Source organism: Nocardioides koreensis (assembly GCF_039531775.1).
In the GTDB taxonomy this organism is placed as follows: Bacteria; Actinomycetota; Actinomycetes; order Propionibacteriales; family Nocardioidaceae; genus Nocardioides; species Nocardioides koreensis.
In genome coordinates this window covers 147716-167431 of record NZ_BAAAQR010000013.1, presented here as the reverse complement: position 1 = coordinate 167431, position 19716 = coordinate 147716, and the positions used below count along the sequence as shown (strand labels likewise).

General features: G+C 73.3%; 16 protein-coding genes. 13 read left to right on the top strand and 3 right to left on the bottom strand.

Annotated elements, in window-relative coordinates; all coding sequences use genetic code 11:
- Positions 1 to 116: 116 nt before the first annotated feature.
- From ABD268_RS18950 to ABD268_RS18940, 3 genes are read right to left on the bottom strand one after another with little or no spacing between them, the layout of a single operon-like run.
- On the bottom strand, positions 117 to 2504 hold the full coding sequence (locus ABD268_RS18950; RefSeq protein ID WP_344156031.1) for a transglutaminase TgpA family protein: 2388 nt from the start codon (positions 2502 to 2504) through the stop codon (positions 117 to 119).
- Positions 2501 to 3778 carry a DUF58 domain-containing protein gene (locus ABD268_RS18945; protein ID WP_344156028.1) on the bottom strand — a complete coding sequence of 426 codons (1278 nt, stop codon included), beginning with the start codon at positions 3776 to 3778 and terminating at the stop codon, positions 2501 to 2503. Before ABD268_RS18945 ends, ABD268_RS18950 begins: the two co-directional genes overlap by 4 nt.
- Positions 3771 to 4748 carry an AAA family ATPase gene (locus ABD268_RS18940; RefSeq protein ID WP_344156025.1) on the bottom strand — a complete coding sequence of 326 codons (978 nt, stop codon included), beginning with the start codon at positions 4746 to 4748 and terminating at the stop codon, positions 3771 to 3773. The genes ABD268_RS18945 and ABD268_RS18940 overlap by 8 nt, the downstream gene beginning before the upstream one ends.
- A 451-nt stretch (positions 4749 to 5199) precedes the next feature.
- Between ABD268_RS18940 and mraZ the strand changes: the two genes are divergently transcribed.
- The 13 genes from mraZ to ABD268_RS18875 all read left to right on the top strand — a co-directional run bounded on the left by mraZ (position 5200) and on the right by ABD268_RS18875 (position 19566).
- Complete coding sequence (mraZ, locus tag ABD268_RS18935) at positions 5200 to 5631, top strand: division/cell wall cluster transcriptional repressor MraZ (RefSeq protein ID WP_344156022.1); 432 nt, start codon at positions 5200 to 5202, stop codon at positions 5629 to 5631.
- Between the two features lie 246 nt (positions 5632 to 5877).
- Entirely contained in the window at positions 5878 to 6015 is a 138-nt protein-coding gene (locus ABD268_RS18930; protein ID WP_344156019.1) for a hypothetical protein, read from the top strand.
- A 9-nt stretch (positions 6016 to 6024) separates the two neighbouring features.
- Positions 6025 to 6993 (top strand): 16S rRNA (cytosine(1402)-N(4))-methyltransferase RsmH, encoded by a 969-nt coding sequence (rsmH, locus tag ABD268_RS18925; protein ID WP_344156016.1) that lies wholly within the window; start codon positions 6025 to 6027, stop codon positions 6991 to 6993.
- Entirely contained in the window at positions 6990 to 7622 is a 633-nt protein-coding gene (gene ftsL / locus ABD268_RS18920) for a cell division protein FtsL (protein WP_344156014.1), read from the top strand. Before rsmH ends, ftsL begins: the two co-directional genes overlap by 4 nt.
- A 14-nt stretch (positions 7623 to 7636) precedes the next feature.
- Positions 7637 to 9418: a peptidoglycan D,D-transpeptidase FtsI family protein gene (locus ABD268_RS18915; protein WP_344156012.1), complete on the top strand. Its 1782-nt coding sequence runs from the start codon at positions 7637 to 7639 to the stop codon at positions 9416 to 9418.
- 61 nt (positions 9419 to 9479) lie between these two features.
- A complete protein-coding gene (locus tag ABD268_RS18910) occupies positions 9480 to 11024 on the top strand; it encodes a UDP-N-acetylmuramoyl-L-alanyl-D-glutamate--2,6-diaminopimelate ligase (RefSeq protein ID WP_344156009.1) in 1545 nt (514 codons plus the stop codon).
- Positions 11021 to 12442, top strand: a complete 1422-nt coding sequence (locus ABD268_RS18905) for a UDP-N-acetylmuramoyl-tripeptide--D-alanyl-D-alanine ligase (RefSeq protein WP_344156006.1) — start codon at positions 11021 to 11023, stop codon at positions 12440 to 12442. The genes ABD268_RS18910 and ABD268_RS18905 overlap by 4 nt, the downstream gene beginning before the upstream one ends.
- A complete protein-coding gene (mraY, locus tag ABD268_RS18900) occupies positions 12439 to 13524 on the top strand; it encodes a phospho-N-acetylmuramoyl-pentapeptide-transferase (RefSeq protein WP_344156004.1) in 1086 nt (361 codons plus the stop codon). Before ABD268_RS18905 ends, mraY begins: the two co-directional genes overlap by 4 nt.
- Entirely contained in the window at positions 13521 to 15008 is a 1488-nt protein-coding gene (gene murD, locus ABD268_RS18895) for a UDP-N-acetylmuramoyl-L-alanine--D-glutamate ligase (RefSeq protein WP_344156001.1), read from the top strand. The genes mraY and murD overlap by 4 nt, the downstream gene beginning before the upstream one ends.
- Positions 15009 to 15038: 30 nt before the next feature.
- Positions 15039 to 16292, top strand: coding sequence for a putative lipid II flippase FtsW (ftsW, locus tag ABD268_RS18890; protein WP_344155998.1), 1254 nt, complete (start codon positions 15039 to 15041; stop codon positions 16290 to 16292).
- Positions 16293 to 16314: 22 nt separating this feature from the next.
- Positions 16315 to 17385: an undecaprenyldiphospho-muramoylpentapeptide beta-N-acetylglucosaminyltransferase gene (gene murG / locus ABD268_RS18885; protein WP_344155995.1), complete on the top strand. Its 1071-nt coding sequence runs from the start codon at positions 16315 to 16317 to the stop codon at positions 17383 to 17385.
- On the top strand, positions 17382 to 18803 hold the full coding sequence (gene murC, locus ABD268_RS18880) for a UDP-N-acetylmuramate--L-alanine ligase (protein WP_344155992.1): 1422 nt from the start codon (positions 17382 to 17384) through the stop codon (positions 18801 to 18803). Before murG ends, murC begins: the two co-directional genes overlap by 4 nt.
- Entirely contained in the window at positions 18796 to 19566 is a 771-nt protein-coding gene (locus ABD268_RS18875; RefSeq protein ID WP_344155989.1) for a cell division protein FtsQ/DivIB, read from the top strand. The genes murC and ABD268_RS18875 overlap by 8 nt, the downstream gene beginning before the upstream one ends.
- Positions 19567 to 19716 lie beyond the last annotated feature (150 nt).

Genomic DNA, 19716 nt, shown 5'->3' with positions numbered 1-19716 from the left:
CCGCGCGTCGCAGACACGCTGAACCCGCACCGACCCCACGCCAGAACAGAGGCGCCGCCACGACAACCAGTCGCGACGGCGCCTCACCCTGCCCCTTGACAGGAGATCCCTACATATCAGCCGACGTGGTCGACGACGCCGCCGTACCTCGCCTGGACCGGGACCTCGGCCGCGGCCCGACGGGGGCGACCGGGGCGGACCACCACCGACCGCGGCCACCACTCCGCCCTCCGGCGCGCCCCGCGGGACGCGCCACCGTGCAGCGCGGCGAGGCAGGTCTCGACGTCGGGACGCAGCGGCCCGGGCGTGGCCGGGTCACGCGCGTAGCGCGAGAGCTCGAGGGTCCGGACGATCCGCTCCAGCGCCGCCACGGCCTCCGGTGCCACGTCGGCGCCGTGCCGGGGTCGCTCGGCGGTCCGGTCGTCGACCGGCGCGCCGAAGAAGCGCACCAGGCGTCGGCGGGTCTCGCGCGGCGAGCGCCCCTCCGGCCAGGGCACGCCGAGGTCCAGCGCCGTGGCGCGCAGCTCGGCCCACGCGTCCTCGGGCCCGCCAGACAGCCGGCGCTCCCGTCGGGTACGCCGTACCGCCCGCGGCAGCAGGGCCACGACCCCCAGCAGCGCGACGACGGCGAGGCCGCCGCCGACCGGGAGCCACGGGAAGCCGGATCCGGAGTCGGAGTGCGACCCGGCTGCCGGGGACTCGCTCGGGCTGGCGCTCTCGCTGGCCCCGCGGTCCGGCAGCTCGTCGCTGGGCTGCGGCTGCTCGGGTCGCAGGGTCGGGTTGCCCACCGGCACGTCCTGCTTGGTGTAGTCCGGGATGCTGGTGCCGGCGCCGGCCGGGGTCGGCTCGAAACGCACCCACCCGGATCCGGGGAAGAACAGCTCGGGCCACGCGTGCAGGTCGTGCGAGCTGTACTCAAAGGTGTGGGGCCCGACCTGCTGCGGCTCGAGGAAGCCGACCGCCACCCGGGACGGGATGCCGAGGATCCGGGCCATCACGGTCATGGCGGCGGCGAACTGCTCGCAGTAGCCCGTCCGGCCGCCGTCGCCGTCGGTCAGGAACGCGACCAGGTCGTCGACGCCGTTGCCCGGCGAGGAGTGCAGGTCGTAGGTGAACCCGCCGGTCGTGCTGAACCAGTTCTGGAGGGCGACGGCCTTCTCGTAGCGGCTGGGGGCGTCCCGGGTCACGTCGTTGGCGAGGGTCCGCACGATCGTCGGCAGGCCGGGAGGCAGCTGGACGTAGTCCTTGCCCACCATTCCGGCCGACGACGGCGCCCGGGCCATGTCGGCGGCCGAGTAGTCCAGGCTCACCCCGGTCATGGAGTAGCTGATCCCCGACGTGGACAGGTCCCGGTCACCGGCGAGGAAGTCCATCGTGGAGGTGTCGTAGCGCCAGTCGCCGTCGGCCGCGATCTGGCTGATCGGCGCCTGGGTGGGCAGCCACGTCGAGGAGAAGTCGGACGACACGGACACGTCGTAGTGGTACTCGGTGCGCTTCACCGTCGAGGCGACCCCCACGAGACCGGGCATCGGGCCGTCCGCCAGGTTGTTCGTCGGTACGTCGCGGTCCCCGGAGGTCCACTCGTTGTCGTTGAACATGTTGAGGACCGAGATCCGCAGGTAGTCCGGGCTCGGGTCGTCGGTGGTGACGCGCAGCAGCGGGATGTCCTCGCCCTGGGTGAGGTCGCGGCGCAGGTCCGCCATCGGGTTCTTGATGGTGATGTCGGAGCCGCCGCCGGGTCCCCGGCCCCCGTCGAGCAGGTGGAGCTCGAGGGTGGGGATCAGCAGCGGCACGAAGAGCGCGATGACGGTGGCCACGGAGCCGATGGCCCCTGCGCTGGTGCGCACCGCGCCGGTCGACACCCCGAACGCCGACGGGTCGGCCTCGGCGGGATCCTGGCCAAGAGGCCGTCCCCACCGGGTGACCTGCTCGCTCTCCTGGAGGAAGAGCATGGCCATGAAGCCGGCGGCGGTGAGCACGAAGACCCACCAGGAGACCCCGCCGCCCACGAGGCTGACCGGGACGCTGTAGATGGTCAGCAGCGGCAGGCCCGCCAGCGGCACCCGGCGCGCCGTGCAGGCGAGCACGTCGACCAGCAGCAGGCAGACCAGGCCGCCGGGGATCAGCAGCGGGTGGACGCCGGGGACGTGGGCGGGCACCGGCGCGGCGTACCGGCTCGCCGTGTCCATCGCGTCGGCGTACGACGTGGCGAGGCGCGACCAGGCGGGTCCCACAGGGAGGGGGGAGCCGCTGAGCATCGTGCTGCAGACCAGCCCGGAGACGACGACCTGGAGGCCGACCACGGCCGGGCCCGGCACCCGCCACCAGCGGGCCAGCACACCGGTGACGGCGACGACGAGGCCGAGCGCGAACAGGGGCCCGAGGAACCGGCCCGGCACCGTCGTGAAGCCGCTCCACGACCACATCGCCACCCAGGTGGTGGCGGCGGCGGTGCCGGCGAGGACGACCTCCGCGCCGGGGCCGCTGCGGCGGCGGCTGCTCACCGGACCACCCGGGGTCCTGCCGGTCCGCCGGACCGGGACAGCTGGGCGCCGCTGCGGCCCAGCTCCTGCCAGACGTTGTCGAGCCGGTCCCGGGGACGCAGCGGCACCGCGCGCCAGCCCTGCTGGGTCAGCACCGGGGTGGAGCCGCCGGCGCCGGACGCGGGGGAGACCCAGGCATCGACGTCGAGCGCGATCGCCAGTGCCGAGCCGGCGTGCAGCTGCATCCGTCGCAGCACGGGGACGTCCATGGCCTCGATGCTGCCGAAGACGGCCACGGTGAGCCCGCCGTGCCCGCCCTCGGTGAGCCAGCTGGTGTCGAGGTGCGGGTGGTGCACGGCCTGGACGACCGCCAGCGCCTCGAGCAGGGGGCCGGTGTTGAGGTCCGCGTCGCGGTAGTGCCAGGAGCTGTTGGGGTCCTCGCCGGTGGCGGTCACCAGCCGCACCGTGAACCCGCGGTGGCTCAGGTGCACCGCCACCGACGCGGCGGCGGCGACCGCCGCCTCCAGCGAGGAGGCGATGCCCTGGCCGCGGTGCGCGCGCAGCCGGTTGTCGAGGAAGAGCGTCGCCCGGGACTGCCAGGGCTGCTCCTCGCGGCGCACCATCAGCTCGCCGACCCGGGCCGAGCTGCGCCAGTGCACGCGGCGCAGGTCGTCGCCCCGGCGGTACTCGCGCACCGTGACGTCCTCGGCGCTGCCGGTCGCGAAGGCGCGCGGCCGGTTGTCGCCCGAGCCGGTCCAGGCGCCGCCGAGCGGGATGCCGGGCAGTGGGACGGTGCGGGGGGTGACGGTGAGCGGGACCGTGGTGCGGAACGAGCGGCCGAGCTCGATCAGGCCGAACGGGTCGCTGACCCGCACGGTCATCGGGCCGATCTCGAAGCGGCCGCGGACGTCGGAGCGCACCTGGTAGGTCACGTGCCGGCGCCAGCCCTGGCCGATCCCCTCCAGCACGAAGCGGGGGCGGGTGCCGAGCACGTAGGGGACGTGGTCCTCCAGCAGCAGCACGCCGCTGGGGGTGCGGCCCTCGTTGGTCAGGGTCAGGCTGACCCGCGCCGGCTGCCCGGCCGCCACGAGCTGCGGGTTGACGGTGCGGACCAGCGCCAGCCGGTAGCGGCCGCGGGCGAGCAGCGCCGCGGTCACGAGCGGCAGCGCCAGGACGAGCACGCCGACCCGGGTCAGCCCGGGCTGGCCGAGGAGGATCGCGCAGACGATCGCGGTGACACCCGCGGCCAGGAACGCCCGTCCGCGGACGGTCAGGCCGGCGAGCGCCTCACGCACGGTTCCCCTCGGGAACCGGCACGCTCGCGACGACGCCGTCCAGGATGGCACTGGTCGACCGTCCGCTCATCGCCGCCTCGACGCTCGGCAGCAGCCGGTGGGCCAGCACCGGGCGGGCCAGGGTGTGCACGTCGTCGGGGAGCACGTAGTCGCGGCCGTGGATGGCGGCCATCGCCTTCGCCGCGCGCACCAGGTGCAGCGTCGCCCGGGGCGAGGCGCCCAGGGTGAGCTCCTCCGAACGCCGGGTGGCCGCGGTGAGGGCGACGGTGTAGCGCTGCACGGCCTCGGAGACGTAGACCTGGCCCACGATGCCGGTCAGCTTCTGGACCTCGGCGGCGTCGGTCACGGGCTCGAGGTCGTCGAGCGGGTTGCTCCCGGTGTGCGAGTCGAGCATCGCGAGCTCGGCGGCCTCCACCGGGTAGCCGACCGAGACCCGGGCCATGAAGCGGTCGCGCTGCGCCTCGGGCAGGGCGTAGGTGCCCTCCATCTCGATCGGGTTCTGGGTCGCGATCACCATGAACGGCGACTCGAGCCCGTACGTCGTGTTGTCGACGGTGACCTGCCGCTCCTCCATGCACTCCAGGAGCGCGGACTGCGTCTTCGGCGAGGCGCGGTTGATCTCGTCGCCGACGACGATGTTCGCGAACACCCCGCCGGGCCGGAACTCGAACTCGCGGGTGTTCTGGTTGAACACCGAGACGCCGGTGACGTCGGAGGGCAGCAGGTCCGGCGTGAACTGGATGCGCCGTACCGAGCAGTCGATGCTCCGGGCCAGCGCCTTGCTCAGCATCGTCTTGCCGACGCCGGGCACGTCCTCGATCAGCAGGTGCCCCTCGGCCAGCAGGACCACCAGGGTCGAGGACACCACGTCCGGCTTGCCCTCGATGACCCGCTCGATGTTCGCGCGCACCCGACCGACGACCCGTGCCAGGGTCTCGAGGTCGGCTCCTCCCGTGCTCGGAGTTCCCACGTGCGGTCCTTCCCTGTTCCTGCGCGTCGCGCCCAGGCGGCGACGTCCCCAAGCCCAACCGTAGGGCGTCCGGGAAAGATACGCGTCGCGTTCTTTGATGGTTCGGACGACGCGCCTCCCGGTTCGGTTGCAGATCGACGCCCGAGGCTCGTGCGGGTCGCGGCGCCCCACGTCCTCCACCACCCGCTCCACTTCCCCCCACCACGGGCGCCCCTTCTCCCCACCGGCGCTCCACTTCGACCGGCTCCGGCGCCGCGCACGCCGCTGACCTGCGCAGATGCCGCAACCCCGACGCCGTACGACGGGCTGCCGGCGGGGGAGAGGCCCCGCCCGGAACCGCGGGATTCAGGCGGCGAAACACGCGAGTCATGGTTGACCGTGGGGGGAAGTGGAGTAAAGTGGTGCGAAGTGGAGGGACCGCCCACAGAAGGACGGGGAGTGGAGGTGCTCGATGTTCTTCATGGGCACCTACACCCCCAAGCTCGACGACAAGGGGCGGCTGTTCCTCCCGGCCAAGTTCAGGGACCAGCTCGCGGAGGGGCTCGTGGTGACTCGAGGGCAGGAGCGCTGTCTGACGGTGTGGCCGATGGCCGACTTCGTCGAGCTCACCCGTCGGGCCCAGGAGGCGCCGGTCACGGTGAAGGGGGCGCGCGACTACACGCGCTTCCTGTTCGCCGGTGCCTCGGAGGAGACCCCCGACAAGCAGGGCCGGATCACGATCACCCCGATGTTGCGCGAGTACGCCTCGCTCGACCGGGACGTGGTGGTCATCGGCGTGATGAACCGGATCGAGATCTGGGACCCGGCGCGCTGGCAGCAGTACTCCGCGGAGCAGGAGGAGAAGTTCTCCGAGCTCAGTGAAGAGGTCTTCCCCGGGGTCTGACCCCGGCCGGCACCAGCAGCGCCACCGAATCCAGCACCGAGCACAACTTCACAGGGCGATCCGCAGGGCGAGGTCTCGGGCCCGCTCCCTTCTTCCTTCGTCATCTGGGGCACCTTCCCCGGTTCCAGAGGACGACTTCCCATCGGGGAGCGGGCAGGGACCTGGTCCTGCGGATCGCCGGTTCGGCGCCCTCCTGGGCGCCGGAACACCAGAGCACCACGTCTTGCCTTGAGGGGGGTCGAGATCATGAGCATCGCACCAGTGGCACCGGTTCGCCGGGTGCGTCACCAGGCTCGGGAGGCGGCCGCCGTGATGGCGTTCTCGGCCGCCACGTCGGTCGGCCTGGCCATCGCCCTCCTCCTCGTCACGAGCCTGGGTCGGTAGGCCCCGACCATGAGCACCCCGCGCCACGTCCCGGTCCTCCTCGACCGGGTCGTCGCTCTTCTGGCTCCCGCGATCGAGCACGAGGGCGCCGTCATGGTCGACGCCACGCTCGGCCTGGGCGGCCACTCCGAGGCGGTTCTCACCCGCAGCCCCCGGACCCGCGTCATCGGCATCGACCGCGACCCGGCCGCGCTCGAGCTGGCGGGTCGCCGGCTGGAGCCCTTCGGTGACCGGTTCACCGGCGTCCACGCGGTCTACGACGAGCTGCCCGAGGTCCTCGCCGAGCTCGGGCTCGAGCACGTCGACGCCGTGCTCTTCGACCTGGGTGTCTCCTCGATGCAGCTCGACGTCCGCGAGCGCGGGTTCGCCTACGCCGAGGACGCGCCCCTGGACATGCGGATGGACAAGACCACCGGCCGAACCGCCGCCGACGTCCTCAACACCTACTCCGCCGCCGATCTCACCCGGATCCTCAGGGAGTACGGCGAGGAGAAGTTCGCCCGCAAGATCGCCGCCGCGATCGTCCGGGAGCGCGAGGTCGAGCCGTTCACCGACTCGGCCCGCCTCGTGGAGCTGCTGTACGCCGAGATCCCGGCGCCCGCGCGTCGTACCGGCGGGCACCCCGCCAAGCGCACCTTCCAGGCGCTGCGGATGGAGGTCAACGACGAGCTCGCGGTGCTGCGCCGGGCACTTCCCGCGGCCATCGACGCGATCGGCACCGGCGGCCGGGTGGTCGTCGAGTCCTACCACTCGCTGGAGGACCGCCTGGTCAAGCAGGCCTTCACCGCCGCCACCCGCAGCGAGGTCCCCGAGGACCTGCCGTTCATCCCCGAGGGCTCCGAGCCGGCGTTCCGGCTCGTCACCCGCGGGTCGGAGAAGGCCTCGCCCGAGGAGATCGCCGAGAACCCCCGCGCCGCGTCGGTCCGCCTGCGCGCCGTCGAACGAGTCGCACCCACCAGCCGAGGAGCCGCATCATGAGCAGCCCTGCCGTCCAGTTCCGCTCACGCATGCCGCGCATCGCCGAGGCGGCGGTCGAGCGGGCGCGCCTCACGGTCGTCCCGCGCCGTCGGGTCAGGGCGGCCCGGGTGCCGTTCGTGAGCCTGGTGTCGCTCGTCCTGCTCGGCGGGGTGATCGGCCTGCTGCTGTTCAACACCTCCATGCAACAGGCCTCGTTCGCGGCCACCTCGCTGGAGAGCCAGGCCAGCACGCTCTCGGCCCGGGAGCAGACGCTGCGGATGGAGCTCGACGTGCTCCGCAACCCCCAGCACGTGGCCGAGCAGGCCCGGAAGATGGGCATGGTCACCGCAGGCAGCCCCGCCTTCCTCAGCCTCGCCGACGGCAAGGTCCTCGGCGACGCGACGCCGCCGGACCCGGCGCAGAACGTCCGGATCCTCCCGCCGGCCCCGCCGATGCCCGCCGTGCTCAACCCCGCACCGACGTTCGTCGACGCCCCGGACCAGGGCCTCGGAAACGGCCACGGCCACGGTCACGGCGCGTCCTCGGCGTCCCGCGGCCACGGGAGCGGTAGAAATAACACAGCGTCACACGAGAACCACCAGAACCACAAGCACCAGAACAACCAGCCCCACCTGCCCCAGCACCGCTGAGACCGGAGAGTCCCGTGCCCCCCACCCGCCCGCAGCGCGCCGGCCTGCGCCGCCCCCGCGGCAGCCTGCGCGGCGCTGCGCACGTGCGGCTGAGGCTGGGCTTCCTGGTCATCGCGATGGTGCTGTCGGTCTTCGCGGGCCGGCTCGTGCAGCTGCAGGGCATCGACCCCAACTCGTACGCCGCGATGGCGGCCGCCGAGGGCATGGTGCAGGTGGCCCTCAAGGCCGAGCGCGGCGACATCCTGGACCGCAACGGCAAGCCCCTCGCCGACTCCGTCGACGGGGAGATGGTGGTCGCCGACCCCTACATGACCTCCGACGATGCGCCGGAGCTGGCGAAGTTCCTGTCCAGCCGGCTCGACATCGACTACTTCGCGACCCTGAAGAAGCTGCGTGAGACCGACAGCCGCTTCGAGTACCTCGCCCGCCGGGTGCCCTCGACCGTGGCCACCGACGTGGTCAACGCGGCCGAGGAGGCCGGCTTCGAGGGCATCGCCACCCGGCCGGACCCGATCCGCGACTACCCGGCGGCCGACGTGGCCGCCAACCTCGTCGGTTTCATGGGCACCGACGAGGCCCTGGGCGGCCTGGAGCGCACCTTCGACGCGCAGCTGGCCGGCAAGGACGGGTCGGCGCGCTACGAGGTCGGCGGCGGCAACCGGATCCCGCTGGGCGAGAGCACCATCGAGAGGGCGGTCGACGGCCGCGACCTGCGCACCACGATCGACCTCGACCTGCAGTGGTACACCCAGCGGGTCCTGGCCCAGACCGTGCAGGACTCCCGCGCCGAGTCGGGCTTCGCCGTCGTGATGGACACCCGCACCGGCGAGATCCTCGCGGAGGCCGACGACCCGACGTTCGACGCGAACCACCCGCTGGAGTCGCCCGACGAGGACCGCGGCGCCCGCTCGATGAGCGGCGTCTACGAACCGGGCTCGGTGGAGAAGGTGCTCACGCTGAGTGCCCTCATCGACGCCGGCAAGGTCACTCCGCGTACCCGGCTGGAGGTGCCGGGCGAGCTGGACCGCGAGGACCGCCCGATCCACGACTGGTTCCCGCACGGCCTGATCCACCTGACCCTGGCCGGCGTGATCGCCAAGTCCTCCAACATCGGCACCGTCCTGGCCGCCGACAAGTTCGACAGTGGCGAGCTCCGCTCGTACCTCACGAGGTTCGGCCTGGGCCAGCGCACCGACATCGGGGTGCGCGGCGAGACCAAGGGCATCCTGCCCGGCCCCAGCCAGTGGACCCACCAGGTGCAGGACCGCATCGCCTTCGGCCAGTCGCTCTCGGTCAACGCCGTGCAGATGGCGGCCGCCGTCAACACCATCGCCAACGGCGGGGTCCGGGTCTCGCCCAGCCTGATCCAGGGATCGGCGATCACCGACGACGGCACCGTGGTCGGCAGCGACCACACCACCACCCGCCGCGTGGTGAGCGAGAAGGCCGCCCGCGACACCGCGCACATGATGGAGCGCGTGGTCGATCCCGACGTCGGTGTCGCCCCCGCGGCCGCCGTGCCCGGATACCGGGTCGCCGGCAAGACGGGTACCGCGCAGCGCGTCGGCGAGGAGTGCGGCTGCTACGACGGCACGTTCACGGTGTCGTTCGCCGGCTTCGCGCCGGCCGACGACCCGCGCTTCACCGTCTACGTGGTGGTCCAGAACCCCGGCAACGGCGGCGGCGGCGGCTCGGTCGCGGGGCCGGCGTTCTCGAAGATCATGAGCTACGCGCTGCGCCGCTACGCGGTGCCGCCGACCGGCACCCACCCGTCCCGGCTGCCCGTCGAGTGGTGACGGTCACCACGAGCCCGCAGGGGCTCGCAGGTGGTCGGCGCCCGGACGGTAACCTCGCGTCGTGCTGAGCGACGACCTGGTGGCGGCGACGCGCCCGCAGCATCCCCTGCAGACCCCACTCGCCGATCTCGCCGCCTGGCTGGAGGCCGGGGCGGCGACCCGGACCCGCGGCGACCTCGGGTCGACGGAGGTCACCGGCGTCTCGCTGAGCTCGCAGCGGATCCGCCCCGGAGACCTGTACGCCGCGCTGCCGGGCGCCCGCGTCCACGGCATCGAGTTCGCCGCAGCGGCGGTGGCCGCCGGTGCGGTGGCGGTGCTCACCGACCCCGCCGGCGCCGAGAGCGACGCCGCGCGCTGCGGCGTACCCCTCCTGGTCGTCGACCAGCCCCGCGCCGTGCTCGGCCGGCTGGCCGCACGTGTGTACGGCGACCCCGCGACCGGCCTGCGGATGATCGGCGTGACCGGCACCCAGGGCAAGACCACCACCACCCGGCTGGCCGAGGGTGGCCTGCTGCAGGCCGGCGTGCCGGCCGCGGTGATCGGCACCGTGGGCACCCGCGTCGCGGGGAGCGACCTGAAGACCGCGCTCACGACCCCCGAGGCGCCGGACCTGCACGGCCTGTTCGCGATGATGCGGGAGCGGCACGTGGCCGCCTGCGCGATGGAGGTCTCCAGCCACGCGCTGGTGATGGGCCGGGTCGACGGGGTCGTCTTCGACGTCGCGGTCTTCACCAACCTCGGACGGGACCACCTCGACTTCCACGCCGACGTCGAGGACTACTTCGCCGCCAAGGCGTCCCTCTTCACCCCCGAGCGGGCCCGGCTCGGGCTCGTGAACGTCGACGACGAGCACGGCCGCCGGCTGGTCGAGGAGGCCACGGTCCCGGTCCGCACCTTCTCGCCCACCGGGCGTGAGGCGCACTGGCAGGCCGTCGACGTGGAGCTCGAGGCCACCGGGTCGCGCTTCACGATCCTCGGACCCGACGGCCTCGCCGTCGACGCCGCGGTGCCGCTGCCCGGCGACTTCAACGTGGCGAACGCGCTGGCCGCGGTGGCCGCCTGCGCGGAGGTCGGCTTCGACACCGCCCGCGTCGCGACCGGCCTGGCCCGCGGCGGGGGCGTCCCGGGCCGCTTCGAGCGGGTGGACGCCGGCCAGGACTTCGCCGTCGTCGTCGACTACGCGCACAAGCCCGACGCGGTCGAGGCGGCGCTGCGCACGCTGCGACCGCTCACGTCCGGTCGGGTGCTCGTGGTGCTCGGCGCCGGTGGCGACCGGGACCCGGGCAAGCGTCCGATCATGGGGGAGATCGCGGCCCGGCTCGCCGACGTCCTCGTGGTCACCGACGACAACCCGCGCACCGAGGACCCGGCTGCGATCCGGGCGGCGGTGCTCGCCGGCACCGACGCGGGGTCCGCCGAGGTCCTCGAGATCGGCGACCGCCGGGCTGCGATCCGCGAGGCGGTGCGCCGGGCTCGCCCCGGCGACATCGTGCTGGTCGCCGGCAAGGGCCACGAGGCCGGCCAGGAGGTCGCCGGCGTGGTCCACCCGTTCGACGACCGCGAGGTCGCCGCCACGAGCATCCGCGAGGAGCTGGACACCCGATGATCGCCATGACCCTGGAGGAGATCGCCGCCGTCGTCGGTGGCTCCGTGGACGGGGACCCGACGACCGCTGTCACCGGCGAGGCGTTCCTCGACAGCCGCAGCCCCGTCCCGGGCGGCCTCTTCGTCGCGGTGTCGGGGGAGCGGGTCGACGGTCACGACTACGCCGAGCGTGCGCACCACGGCGGGGCGGCCGCCGTGCTGGCCGCCCGGCCCACCGGGGTGCCGGCCGTCCTGGCCGACGACCCGGTCGCGGCCCTCGGGCGCCTGGCCCGGCACGTCCTGGAGGCCCTCGACGTGACGGTGCTGGCGCTGACCGGGTCGCAGGGCAAGACCGGCACCAAGGACTACCTCGCCCAGGTGCTGGCCACCGCGGGTCCGACCGTGGCCACCGCCGGCAACTTCAACAACGAGCTCGGGGTCCCGCTCACCGTGCTGCGGGCCGACCGCGACACGGCGTACCTCGCCGTCGAGATGGGGGCGCGGGGCCTGGGCCACATCGCCTACCTGTGCCAGATCGCGCCGCCGCGGGTGGCCGCGGTGATCAACGTCGGCACCGCCCACCTGGGCGAGTTCGGCAGCCGGGAGGCGATCGCGGTCGCCAAGGGCGAGATCGTGGAGTCGCTGCCCGGCGACGGCGTCGCGGTCCTCAACGCAGACGACGAGCTCACCGCCCCGATGGCCGGGAGGACCGCGGCCCGCCCGCTCATGTTCGGCGTCGCCGGTGACGTCAGCTGGCGTGGCGTCGAGCTCGACGACCTCGGCCGCCCGTCCTTCGAGCTCGGGTACGCCGGCGAGTGGTGCCCGGTCCGGCTGACCCAGTCCGGGGCCCACCAGGTCCTCAACGCCGCTGCTGCCGCCGCGATGGCGCTCGCCGCCGGCCTGTCGCTCCGCCCGGTGGCCGACGCGCTCACCGCCGCGCAGCCCCTGTCGCGCTGGCGGATGGAGATCCACGAGCGGCCCGACGGGCTGGTCGTCGTCAACGACTCCTACAACGCCAACCCGGCGTCCATGACCGCCGCCATCGACGCGCTCGTCGCCATCGGTGGCCGCCGTGGTCGCCGTACCGTCGCCGTCCTGGGCGAGATGAAGGAGCTCGGGGCGGGGGCGCTCGAGGACCACCGCTCGGTCGGCCGCGCCGCTGCCGCCGCCGGGGTGGACGTGGTCGTCGCCGTGGGCGACCCGGCCCGGGGGATCGGCGAGGGTGCCGAGGTGACGCCCGGATGGTCGGGCGTCGCCGTCCACACGGCGGGGCGTGCCGAGGCGCTGTCGTGGGTGCGGGAGAATGTCTCGGCCCAGGACGTGGTCCTGGTCAAGGCGTCCCGGGGCGCCGCGCTCGAAGTCATCGCCGACGGACTGCTCGAGGAAGAGGGACCCACGCCCGTGACCCCTGAGGTGAACAACGAGGTGCAGCAGCCATGAGAGCCATCCTGTTGGGCGGCGGCCTGGCCCTCCTGATCTCCCTGCTGGGCACCCGGGTCGCGATCAACCTGTTCACGAACTGGGGCTACGGCCAGGAGATCCGCGACGACGGACCCACCAGCCACCACACCAAGCGCGGCACGCCCACCATGGGCGGGGTGGTCATCATCCTGGCCGCCGTCATCGCCTACTTCGCCGCCAAGCTGATCACCCAGAGCATGCCCTCGGCCTCCGCCCTGCTGCTGCTGTTCCTGTTCGTCGGCATGGGTCTCGTCGGGTTCCTCGACGACTTCATCAAGATCTCCAAGCAGCGCAGCCTGGGTCTGCGGAGCAAGGCGAAGATGGTCGGCCAGACCATCATCGGCGTGGTGTTCGGCGTCCTGGCGCTCTCGCCGGCGCTCGAGGACTCCCGCGGCAAGACACCGGCGTCGGACCACATCTCGTTCATCCGCGACTACGGCGCCTTCGCCCTGCCCATGATCGTGGCGATCCTGCTGTTCTGGGTGATCATCACCGGCACCAGCAACGCGGTGAACCTCACCGACGGCCTCGACGGGCTCGCCACGGGGGCCAGCGTGATGGTCTTCGGCGCCTACACGTTCGTGAACATCTGGCAGAACAACCAGTCCTGCGAGCTCAGCCCCGGGCCGAGCTGCTACGAGGTGCGCGACCCGCTCGACCTCGCCGTGGTGGCGGCGGCGATCACCGGCGCCTGCTTCGGCTTCCTGTGGTGGAACGCCTCCCCGGCGTCCATCTTCATGGGCGACACGGGCTCGCTCTCGCTGGGCGCGGCCCTGGCCGGCTTCGCGATCCTGACCCGTACCGAGATGCTGCTGATCATCCTGGGCGGCCTGTTCGTCGCGGTCACGCTGTCGGTGATGATCCAGGTGACCACCTTCAAGGTCACGCGACGGCTGACCGGGACCGGCAAGCGGGTCTTCCGGATGACCCCGCTGCACCACCACTTCGAGATGCTCGGCTGGGAGCAGATCACGGTCGTGATCCGGTTCTGGATCATCACCGGCCTGTGCGTCGCGACCGGCCTGGGCGTCTTCTACGCCGAGTGGGTGGCGGGCAGTTGAGCACCCGGCCCGACGTCTCGGCGCTCGGCCGCCACGACTCCTGGGACGGCGTCCGCGCCGTCGTCGCCGGGTTCGGTGTCTCCGGCTTCGCCGCGGCCGACAACCTCAACCACCTCGGAGCCGGCGTCACCGCGCTCGACGAGTCCGACGGCGGCCCCGACAGCGAGCGGCGCGAGAAGGCCGAGCTCCTCGAGGTGCTCGGCGCGACCGTCCGCCTGGGTGAGGGTGCGACCGCGGCCCTGCCCGACGACGTCGACCTGGTGGTCACCTCGCCCGGCTGGAAGCCGTCCGCCCCGCTGCTCGCCCAGGCCCGCGCCCGCGGGATCCCGGTCTGGGGCGAGGTCGAGCTGGCCTGGCGGCTGCGCGACCCGAACCACCAGGCCCCCTGGCTCTGCGTGACCGGCACCAACGGCAAGACCACCACCGTGCAGATGCTCGACGCGATCCTGCGGGCCGCCGGCCTGCACAGCGTTGCGGTCGGCAACGTCGGCCTGCCGATCGTCGAGGCGGTGATGGACCCCGCGCCGTACGACGTGTTCGCGGTCGAGCTGTCCAGCTTCCAGCTGCACTACACCGACTCCATGAGCGCGGAGTCGGCCGCCGTCCTGAACGTCGCCGAGGACCACCTCGACTGGTACTCCTCGATGGCCGAGTACGCCGCCGACAAGGGCCGCATCTACGAGCGCGTGCAGCGCGCCTGCGTCTACAACGTCGCCGACCCGGAGACCGAGCGGCTGGTGCGGGAGGCCGACGTCCTCGAGGGCGCCCGGGCGATCGGGTTCACCCTCGGCATGCCCGGAGTGGGGATGCTCGGCGTGGTCGAGGACATCCTGGCCGACCGCGCCTTCATCGAGCAGCGCGACACCAGCGCCGCCGAGCTGTGCACGCTCTCCGACCTCGCCTCGCCGGCGCCGCACTTCATCGCCAACGCGCTCGCCGCGGCGGCGCTGGCCCGGGCCCACGGGGTCTCCCAGTCCGCGGTCCGCGACGGGCTGCGGTCGTTCCGGCCCGACGGGCACCGGATCGCGACCGTGGCCGAGATCGACGGGGTCACCTGGGTCGACGACTCCAAGGCCACCAACCCGCACGCCGCCCAGTCCTCGCTCCAGGCCTACGAGCCCGTGGTCTGGGTCGCCGGGGGCCTGGCGAAGGGCGCCCGGTTCGACGAGCTGGTGCTCGCGGTGCGCAACCGGCTGCGGGGCGTCGTGCTCCTCGGGCGTGACCGCGATCTCATCGCCGCGGCGCTTTCGCGACACGCGCCCGATGTGCCGGTCATCGTCGTCGGCGACGACGAGACTGGTCCCGACAGTGCTGAAGCGAAGCGTGGCTCCATGGAGCGCGTCGTGGAGGCGGCAGCCGCGCTGGCCCGACCCGGCGACACGGTCCTGCTGGCTCCGGGATGTGCCTCGATGGACATGTTCTCGAACTACGCCGCCCGCGGCGATGCCTTCGCCGAAGCGGTGCGCAGGCGGCAGCAACCGTAGGCGGCGATCCGGGGGAGGGCAGGCGACGCGATGACCACCGTGAACCCCGAGCAGTCCCGCCGTCGTGGCCAGTACGGCCCGGTCAGCTGGTACGCCGCGCTCCGCGAGGCGCTGGACCGGCCGCTGACCTCCTACTACCTGCTGCTCGGCGCCTCGGCCCTCCTCCTCACCATCGGCCTGATCATGGTGCTGAGCGCCTCGAGCGTCTACTCCTTCCAGCAGAACGACGGCGACTCCTACGCGATCGTCAAGCGCCAGCTGATGTGGGTGGCGATCGGGCTGCCGGCCGCGTGGCTCGCCAGCCGGCTGTCCCAGCGCTTCATCCGCCGCATGGTGTGGCTGGGCTACGGCGTGTCGCTGACGCTGCTGCTCCTCACCGCCAAGTTCGGTGTGGTGATCAACGGCAACCGGAACTGGCTGCCCCTCGGCCCGATCGTCATCCAGCCCGCGGAGATCGCGAAGCTGGCGCTGATCCTGTGGGCGGCCCACGTCTACGCCCACAAGGACCGCCGTCTGGGCGACCTGCACCAGGTCCTGATGCCGGTGGTGCCGGGCATGCTGCTGGCGACCGGGCTGGTCGTGATCGGCCACGACCTCGGCACGGCCCTGGTCCTCTTCGCGATCATGCTCGGCATGCTCTGGGTGGTCGGCGCCCCGGCCCGGCTCTTCGTCCTGTCGCTCTCGGTCGTGAGCGTGGTGGCGATCTTCCTGGCCTCGACCAGCCCCGAGCGGCTGGCGCGCATCACCAACTTCACCGACCCGTTCAAGGACTTCCACGACACCGGCTGGCAGCCCGCGCACGGTCTCTACGCCCTGTCGAGCGGCCGGTGGTTCGGGCAGGGGATCGGGGCCAGCCAGCAGAAGTGGGGCGATCTGCCCGAGGCCCACACCGACTTCATCTTCGCGGTGCTGGGAGAGGAGCTCGGGCTCGTCGGCACGCTCCTGGTGATCGCGCTCTTCCTCACCATCACGTTCGCCGCGCTCCGGGTCGCCCGTGACACCAAGGACCCGTTCGTCCGCTACACGACCTTCGGCGTCATCGTGTGGCTGCTCGGCCAGATGATCATCAACGTCGGCATGGTGCTGGCGCTGCTGCCGGTCATCGGCATCCCGCTGCCGCTGGTCTCCTACGGCGGCTCCTCGCTCGTGCCCACCCTGGTCGCCCTCGGCCTGCTGATCGGCTTCGCGCGCCGCGAGCCCGACGCGGCCCGGGCCCTGGCCCAGCGTCGGCGGGCCCGTTCGGCCGGGCTCTCGGCCGGCCGGGTCACCCGGCGGGGCCTGTAGCCGAACGGCTAGGTTTGCGTCGATGCGCGTACTCCTCGCCGGCGGCGGCACCGCCGGCCACACCTCGCCCCTGCTCGCGACCGCGGACGCCCTGCGCCGGCTGGTCCCCGACGTCGAGATCACCTGCCTGGGCACCCCTCGGGGCCTGGAGAACCGGGTCGTTCCCGAGGCCGGCTACCCCCTCGAGCTGATCCCGCCGGTGCCGCTGCCCCGGCGGCCTGGTGCCGACCTGGCCAAGGTGCCGGCGCGGCTGCGCGGCGCGGTGAAGGAGACCCTGGCGATCCTCGACCGGGTCCGCCCCGACGTCGTCGTCGGCTACGGCGGCTACGTGTCGATGCCGGCGTACGTCGCCGCCCGCCGCCGCAAGGTGCCGCTGGTGGTCCACGAGCAGAACGCCCTGCCCGGACTGGCCAACAAGGTCGGCGCCCGGCTCGCGGCGCGGGTCGCGGTGTCCTTCCCCGACACGTTGCTCCCGCACGCCGAGTACGTCGGGCTCCCGATCCGGCCGCTCATCTCCCGGCTCGACCGGGCCGCGATGCGTGCCGAGGCGCGTGCGGCCTTCGGCCTCGACCCGGACCGGCCCACGCTGCTGGTGACCGGTGGGTCGCAGGGCGCCCGCCGGCTCAACCAGTCGGTCTCCGCGGCGGCGCCGGCCCTGGCGGACGCGGGCGTGCAGGTCCTCCACGTCATCGGCCCGAACGGCGAGGCGACACCCGCCACGACCGGGGTGCCCTACGTCGTGCTCCACTTCGTCGACCGCATGGACCTCGCGCTGGCCGCCGCCGACCTGTTCATCGGCCGGGCCGGCGCCTCCAGCGTGACCGAGGCCGCGGCGACCGGCCTGCCGGCGATCTTCGTGCCGCTGCCGATCGGAAACGGCGAGCAGGAGCACAACGCGCGTCCTGTCGTGGACGCCGGCGGCGCCCTCCTCGTCGCGGATGCCGCGATGACTCCCGAGTGGGTCGCGGCCACCGTCCCCGGCCTGGCCACCGACCCCGAGCGTCTCGCCGCGATGGGTGCGGCTGCCTCGCGCCTGATCCCGCGCGACGCCGACGACAAGCTCGCACGGATCGTGGTGGAGGCCGCGCGATGAGGATCCCGGTTCCTGACGTCATCCCGCCCGCCTCGCAGCTCGGCCGGGTCCACTTCGTGGGGGTGGGCGGTGCCGCGCTGTCCGGCATCGCCCGGATCATGGCCCGCCAGAGTGTGCCGGTCACCGGTAGCGACGACCACGACACGCCGTTCCTGCCCTCGCTGCGCGAGCTCGGGGTCCCGCTGCACCGGTCCTACGCCGCCGACCACCTCGGTGACGCCGAGACGCTCGTCGTGACGACGGCCGCACGGGAGACGAACCCCGAGGTGGTCGCGGGCCTCGAGCGCGGCCTGCGGATCCTGCCGCGGTCGGCCGGGCTGAAGTCCGTGATGGAGGGGCACCGGGTGCTCGCGGTGGCCGGCACGCACGGCAAGACCACGACCACGTCCCTGCTCACGATGGCGCTGCGAGCGGCCGGCGCGGACCCGACGTACGCCATCGGCGGCGTGCTGGCGGCCACCGGTCGCAACGCCGACGCCGGCACCGGCGACCTGTTCGTCGCCGAGGCGGACGAGAGCGACGGCGCCTTCCTGGTCTACGGGCCGCGCGCGGCCCTGGTCACCAACGTCGACGCCGACCACCTCGACGTGTGGGGGAGCGAGGAGGCCTACCGCGGGGCCTTCACCGACTTCGTCGGCACGATCGAGGACCAGGGCCTGCTCGTGCTGTGCGCCGACGACCCCGGTGCGGCCGCACTGGCCGAGGTCGGCCGTGCCCGTGGCCTCGAGGTCGTCACCGTGGGCGAGTCCGCCGCGTGCGACGTCCGGCTGACCGGGTTGGAGCTCCCCGGCGCCGAGGCGTCCTTCGACGTCGAGGAGGGCGGTCGGACCCTCGGCCGGGTGACCCTGTGCGTCCCCGGCCGCCACTACGCGCTGGACGCGGCCGGGGCGCTCGTCCTCGGCCTGCGGCTCGGCTTCGCGTTCGAGGACCTGGCCCGCGGCCTGGGCGAGTTCACCGGCACGGGGCGTCGCATGGAGCGCAAGGGGGAGGCCGGCGGGGTCCGGGTCTACGACAGCTACGCCCACCACCCCGTCGAGATCGCCGGCGACCTCCAGGCCGCCCGCGCGGTCGCGGGGGAGGGCCGCGTCGTCGTCGCCTACCAGCCGCACCTCGTCTCCCGCACGCGCATCTTCGGCACCGCGATGGGCGAGGCCCTCGGCGCGGCCGACGAGGTGGTCGTGCTCGACGTGTACCTCGCGCGCGAGGACGCCGACCCCGAGGTGACCGGCGCGCTCGTGGCCGGCGCGGTGCCGCTGCCGCCCGAGCGGGTCGTGTTCGTCCCCGACCTCGACGCCGTCCCGGCCGAGCTCGTGTCCCGGGCCCGCCCGGGCGACCTGGTCCTGACCCTGGGCGCCGGCAGCGTCACCGAGCTGGGCCCGCGGGTGCTCGACCTGCTGGGCGGGGCCGCCGATGCCTAGCCCGCTGCGGGGCTCCGCCACCCGGGCCGACCCCCCGGCCGACCGGACCGCCCTGCAGAGCCGGCGCCGGTTCGCCCGGCGCCAGTGGGCCCGCCGCTGGCTCGCCTGGAAGTTCGTCGTCGCCCTCTTCCTGCTGGTCGCCGTCGTGGCGGCGGGGGTCTGGGCGGTGTACTTCTCCTCGCTGCTCGCCGTCCAGGGCGTGGCGGTGACCGGGGCGACCACCGTCGGCTCGGCCCGGGTCCGGTCGGCGGCGGCGGTGCCGACGGGGGAGCCGCTGGCCACCCTCGACCTCGACCAGGTCCGGGCCCGGGTCGAGGCGCTCGCCCTCGTCAGGTCCGCCGACGTCACCCGCCAGTGGCCCGACCAGGTGCTGATCCGGGTCGAGGAACGCGAGGCCGTCGCCGTGGTCGAGATCGGCGGACGGCTGCGCGGCATGGACGCCGACGGCGTGGTGTTCCGCGACTACCGGCAGGCCCCTCCCGGGCTGCCGCACGTGCTCACCTCCACCGACACCCGCAGCGAGGCTCTCCAGGAGGCGGCCCGGGTGGTCTCGGCGCTGCCCGCCGACCTCGCCCAGCGCGTCGACCACGTCGAGGTCGAGAGCGTCGACCAGATCTCGCTGGTGCTGGGTGACGGCCGCAAGGTCATGTGGGGGAGCGCGGAGGAGTCCGACCAGAAGGCCGAGGTCATCGCCGCGCTGCTGGTCGCCAAGCGGGCCCAGGAGTACGACGTCAGCGTGCCCGGGCAGCCCACGACCCGCTGATCGGCGGCCCCACCGCACGAAAGGCGGCGCGGATCGACGCGCGCCCCGCGTGTCTGCGCGATTCCTTGTCGATCCGTGCCTACTGTCGTCACCACGACGAGGTTGACATAACTATAACCCTCAGCCTGAGGGTCAGGGTTTGCCCGACCG